General features: G+C 64.6%; 4 protein-coding genes and 1 pseudogene. All 5 read left to right on the top strand.

What is annotated here, in order from left to right; genetic code table 11:
• Positions 1-621 (top strand): annotated as a pseudogene (locus JOY90_RS14080) (hypothetical protein); the annotation flags it as partial.
• Between the two features lie 254 nt (positions 622-875).
• Positions 876-2039, top strand: a complete 1164-nt coding sequence (locus JOY90_RS14075; RefSeq protein WP_291691729.1) for an LLM class flavin-dependent oxidoreductase — start codon at positions 876-878, stop codon at positions 2037-2039.
• A 28-nt stretch (positions 2040-2067) separates the two neighbouring features.
• A complete protein-coding gene (locus tag JOY90_RS14070) occupies positions 2068-2577 on the top strand; it encodes an OB-fold domain-containing protein (protein ID WP_291691728.1) in 510 nt (169 codons plus the stop codon).
• 157 nt (positions 2578-2734) lie between these two features.
• Entirely contained in the window at positions 2735-3379 is a 645-nt protein-coding gene (locus tag JOY90_RS14065) for a hypothetical protein (RefSeq protein WP_291691727.1), read from the top strand.
• 115 nt (positions 3380-3494) lie between these two features.
• On the top strand, positions 3495-5525 hold the full coding sequence (locus JOY90_RS14060; protein ID WP_291691726.1) for a YgiQ family radical SAM protein: 2031 nt from the start codon (positions 3495-3497) through the stop codon (positions 5523-5525).
• Positions 5526-5807: the final 282 nt, after the last annotated feature.

Here is a 5807-nt window from a genome sequence, read left to right as displayed (position 1 = left end):
TGCAAGCCGCTGCACCTGCTCGACTGCTGCGTCGAGACCGACAATGCCAATGCCATCATCGTCACGACGGCCGAGCGTGCGAAGGACCTGAAGCAGCCGCTGGTGCGGATCCGCGGCGTGGTGGGTCGCTGCTCGAAGCCGCGGGTCGACATGCACTACCAGACCGGGCCGATCTCGACCGTCGCCGGTCACTACGCCAAGGACATCCTCTGGCCGAATTCCGGCGTCGGGCCAGCGGACGTCGACCTCACCGGCTCCTATGACGCCTTTACTTTCACTACCATGCTGCAGCTCGAGGACTACGGCTTCTGCAAGAAGGGTGAGGGCGGTCACTACGTCTCCGACGGCACCATTCGCCTCGGCGGACGGCGGCCGAACAACACCAGCGGAGGGCACCTTTGCGAGGGCTACACCCACGGCATTGCCATGGTGATCGAGAACGTCCGCCAGCTCCGTCGCGATGCGGACGACAGTTGCCCGATCGGGCCCGACGGCAAGCGCCAGCACACCTACGATTATCGCGAGGGTGGTTGCCGTCAGGTCCGGAACGCCGAGGTCTCGGCCAATCTCGGCTGGGCGATGCCCGGCACGGGCTCGGCGATGGTGATGCGGCGGGGGTAGCAGATGCGAGGGGCCTTGTCTGGGAACCCTTGCTTCTCCTCTTGTGGGAGAAGGTGGCGCGAAGCGCCGGATGAGGGGCTGCCTCAGCAAGCGCGAGACGCAGTTCGATTCGCGGAGAGAGACCCCTCACCCGGATCGCATCTTTCGATGCGATCCGACCTCTTCCACTAGAGGTGCACTGCTAATGCTGATCCATCTCAACTTGATCTCATGAGCTCAAACAACAACCAAGAGACGGACGGGAAGGAAGCGGAATGAAAGCATCGATATTCTGCCTGCCGAGCGTCGCCTCGCGCGCCGAGATCGAGCAGGGCATGGCGGCGATGAGGCCGGAGCTCTACCAGTGCATGCTGAAGGAGCTGACCGAGCTCGTCAAACTGGCCGACGATCTCGGCTACGAATCGGTGAGCTTCACCGAGCATCACTTCCACATCGAGGGTTTCGAGCTCTCCAACAACCCCGTGTTGCTCGACCTCTACTTCGCGATGCAGACCAAACGCATCCGCGTCGGCCAGCTCGGCATCGTGCTGCCGGCGGCCAACCCGATCCGCGTCGCCGAGGACATCGCGATGCTCGATCACATGACCGGCGGGCGCGCCTGCGCAGGCTTTGCCCGCGGCTATCAGCGGCGCTGGGTCGACATCATGGCGCAGCAGACCCATGGCGTCTCGGGGACGTTGCCGCACCAGCATGACGAGATCGACCAGGTCAACCGCGAGGCGTTCGAGGAGAACTGGCAGATCATCAAGACGTGCTGGACCGAGGAGATGTTGAGCTTCCAGGGCAAGTACTGGAAGGTCCCGCCCGGCCCGACGCCGTGGGAGCTCGACACCACGCTGAAATACGGCAAGGGCGTCGAGAACGGCATCCTGAAGGCGGTCGGCGTGGTGCCGAAGCCGCTGCAGAAGCCGTATCCGCCGGTATTCCTGCCGTTCGCGTCGTCGCCGAACTCGATTCGCTGGGCGGCGCGCGAGGGCGTCACCGCGATCCTGCCGCCGCTGCATGAAGCCTATGAATCCCCGCTGTTCGATCTCTATGCGGAGGTCTCGGGCAGGCCTCGCGGCCAGGGCACGGGCCTGTTGCGCGACGTCATCATCGCGGACACGGACGAGGAGGCGATGGCGTTGTGGGAGGATTCCGGCCGCTTCTCGGGCCGGGCGTGGTTCGAGCCGTTCGGCTTCCGCCGCGGTCTTCTGGACCCGGTGACGAAGAAGTTCGCGACCGCGCAAGAGTCGATCGAGCTCGGCTATGCGCTGGTCGGCACCGTCGATACCGTGACCCGCGCACTCGAAGCCAACATGAAGCGGCAGCCGGTCGACTGGTTGTTCTGCTACACCTACAACGCGCTGGTCCCGCATGCGAAGCTGATGAAGTCGACGGAAGCGTTGTGGACCAAGGTGTTGCCGAAGTTCATGTGAGTCGTCCGTTACCCTTGAGGTCAAGACAATGATATCCGCGAACTATCTCGGCATGCCGCTCGAGATCAATGATCTCGACCATGAGAATCTCGACTACTTCGCCTATTGCGCCAAGCACGATTTTCGCTTGCAGCGATGCGCCGCGTGCAAGCTGTTTCGCTATCCGCCGTCCACCGCATGCCCGTGGTGCGCCGAGCTGAGGTCGGAATGGGTATCGATCGAGGGCCGCGGCACCGTGCATTCCTACACCGAGGTCCACCACGCCATCCAGCCGGCATTCAAGCCGTACACGCCCTATCTCGTGCTGCTGGTCGAGCTCGACACCCAGAGCGGCCAGCCGACCAAGGAGGAGGGACTGCGCGTGATCGGCAACCTGACCCGGCCCGATGGCGTGCTCGCGCCGAAGAGCGAGGTCGAGCGGGTCGGCATCGGCACTCGCGTGCGCATGGTGTTCACCGACGTCGCGCCGGGGCTGGCGCTGCCGCAATGGACCATCGAAGAGAGCGCTACCGGCAAACCGTGGCGATATCCGGGTTAGGCGAGACGCTGCGTGGTTGTACTCACGGCGCCGGCGGCCGCCGTCCGATTCGAAAAATTGACCGCATCCCGTGCGGATATTGACGCGATCTGATCCAACTATTGGCCAGTGCTACTGACGTGATTTCCCCAGAGGCCTGCGGATGGGGAAATTGCGCATGGGTCTTCTGCAGATGCAAAGGCTGGGGGTGACGTTGGTCCTTGGCCATATCGTTTCTCTGGGGGGTCTCGGCACCTCACATGCCGCGCCGTCGAATGCGGCGGAAACCGGCTATGTCCATGGACCGCCGTGCAACGATCTCTGCAAGGCCTACATGGCCTGGTCCGATCGGGTGATGGATAGCCTTCATCCGTCGCGACACCCATCACGGGTTGTGGTTCACCACAAGAAACCGGACCGGCCAGCCCACCCTGCGTCGCGCCCGCGCCAGCTGGGCTTGATGCCGTTCGCCGAACATCGTCGCCGCCCCGAGATGGCGTTGCATGCCGAGGATATCCCGCACGTGCAGACTGCATCGCCGGAGCCGGCCTCGATCAGGGCGCGAGCTTTTCCGGCAGATCAAGTCGTGACTGCAGAACCGGCTGATGCTGGCGCCGCGACGAACGATGCGCCGGTCACCTTGCCTGCTTCCGTGACGAGCCTCGTTTCCACCACGCCGGACAGCGGTACGATCGTTCATTTCGAGCGCGGCCTCGACTGGCGGTTCGTGATCTCGCTGGGCCTGGCGTTCTGCTCCCTGTTCTCGCTGATGGCTTGGGGATGGCTCAGACGCGCGGCCATGAGGATGAATGCGCTTCGCTGATGGGCGGATCGCGCCGATTGGAGCTTGTTCGGCAACGGGCGGGTTCCACCAGCGGCGGGACCGGACGGCAATGACCGGTTGAATTCGGTTTCCCGTCGTCCTACGGGTGGGAGGCATGGACATTGCCGCCCCCGCCGAAAAGCCTTTGTTTTCCTGGAGCCGCCACCGGGCGCATCCCGGCAGGCCGGCGCCGTTTTTGCCGATGAGCCGTGCCGAGATGACGGCTCTCGGCTGGGACGCCTGCGACGTCGTGCTGGTCACGGGCGACGCCTATGTCGATCATCCGAGTTTTGGCATGGCGATCATCGGTCGGTTGCTGGAGGCGCAAGGCTTTCGGGTCGGCATCATCGCGCAGCCCGACTGGCAGTCGGCCGAGCCGTTCAAGGTGCTGGGAAGGCCGCGTGTGTTCTTCGGGGTCACCGGCGGCAACATGGATTCGATGGTCAACCGCTACACGGCGGACCGCCGGCTGCGCCACGATGATGCCTATACGCCGGGCGGCGAGGGCGGCAAGCGGCCGGACCGCTGCACCCTGGTCTACGCCCAGCGCTGCCGCGAGGCGTTCAAGGACGTGCCGATCGTGCTCGGCGGCATCGAGGCGTCGCTGCGCCGTATCGCGCATTACGACTACTGGTCGGACAAGGTGCGCCGCTCGGTGCTCGCTGACGCCAAGGCGGATCTGCTGCTTTACGGCAATGCCGAGCGTGCCGTCGTCGAGGTGGCGCACCGGCTCGCCGCCGGCGAGGCGCCGCGTGATCTCGCGTCGATCCGGGGCACCGCGTTGTTCCGCCGCGTGCCCGGAGACTGTGCCGAGCTGCATGCCGACGACCTCGACTCCGCCGACGAGGGCGCCGCGCGCCGCCCCGGCGAGATCGTGATCCGGCTGCCGTCGTGCGAGCAGGTGGAAGCGGACCGCGAGGCCTATGCCCGCGCCTCGCGCGTGCTGCACCGGGAAAGCAATCCCGGCAATGCGCGGCCGTTGGTTCAGCGCCACGGCGACCGCGACCTGTGGCTGAACCAGCCGCCGATTCCGCTGACGTCCGAGGAGATGGACGCCGTCTACGATCTGCCCTACGCCCGCGCGCCGCATCCGTCCTATGGCGATGCCAAAATCCCCGCCTGGGAAATGATAAAATTCTCGGTGACGATCATGCGCGGCTGCTTCGGCGGCTGCACGTTCTGCTCGATCACCGAGCACGAGGGCCGCATCATCCAGAGCCGCTCGGAGGGCTCGATCCTGCGCGAGATCGAGCGCATCCGTGACAAGACGCCGGGCTTCACCGGCGTGATCTCCGACATCGGCGGGCCGACCGCCAACATGTACCGGATGGCCTGCAAGGATCCGAAGATCGAGGCGGCGTGCCGGCGGCCGTCCTGCGTCTTCCCCGAGATCTGCCCGAACCTGAACACCTCGCATGATGACCTGATCCGGCTTTATCGCAAGGTCCGCGAGGTGAAGGGCGTGAAGAAGGTGATGGTCGCTTCCGGCGTGCGCTACGACCTCGCGGTGGAAAGCCCCGAATACGTCAAGGAGCTCGTCACCCATCACGTCGGCGGCTATCTGAAGATCGCGCCCGAACATACCGAGCGCGGCCCGCTCGACAAGATGATGAAGCCCGGGATCGGTGCCTACCACCGCTTCAGGCAGATGTTCGAAGCTGCAGCCAGGCAGGCCGGCAAGAAGTACTACCTGATTCCCTATTTCATCGCGGCGCATCCGGGCACGACCGACGAGGACATGATGAACCTCGCGCTCTGGCTCAAGAAGAATCGTTATCGCGCCGACCAGGTGCAGACCTTTCTGCCGTCGCCGATGGCCACCGCCACGGCGATGTACCACACCGGCGTCAATCCGCTGCGCGGGGTGAGGCATGGGGGAAGCGACAAGGTCGAGGCCGTCACGGGCTTGCGGCAACGCCGGCTGCACAAGGCATTCCTGCGCTATCACGACCCCGACAACTGGCCGCTGTTGCGCGAGGCGCTGAAACGGATGGGCCGCGCCGACCTGATCGGCCCGCGCCCCGGCCAGCTCGTGCCGTCGCACCAGCCGCCCGGCACCGGCAAGGCGGCCGGCACGCGACGGCCGGTGCGCCCCGGCGGCAGGATGCAGCGTTTCACCACCAAGGGCGTGCCTCTGCACAAGTGAAGAGCGGCAGCCCGGGCGAGATCAGCCGGACTCTCGTGGAGAAAAGCAAGGCACTTCAGCGGACGTGTGAACCAAGCCACATCGGAATCAATATTTTGCTGCTATCCATCGAAGCCGAGCCAGCAGGCCGTAATTGCGAGAAATTGCGCCATTTTGCAATCTAAGGATGTTACACGCTTAGATAGAGATCATCTTGCTCGGAGCGAGACTCAGGATTAGGCTTCATCGGAAGTCATTGTTGTGAACGGGAGCATTGCTTCATGTAGACGGCGTGAGTGGTGT

The organism is Bradyrhizobium sp., assembly GCF_019242285.1.
Taxonomy (GTDB): Bacteria; Pseudomonadota; Alphaproteobacteria; order Rhizobiales; family Xanthobacteraceae; genus Bradyrhizobium.
The sequence above is the reverse complement of the archived record's forward strand: the minus strand, read 5'-3'. Positions and strand labels throughout refer to the sequence as shown.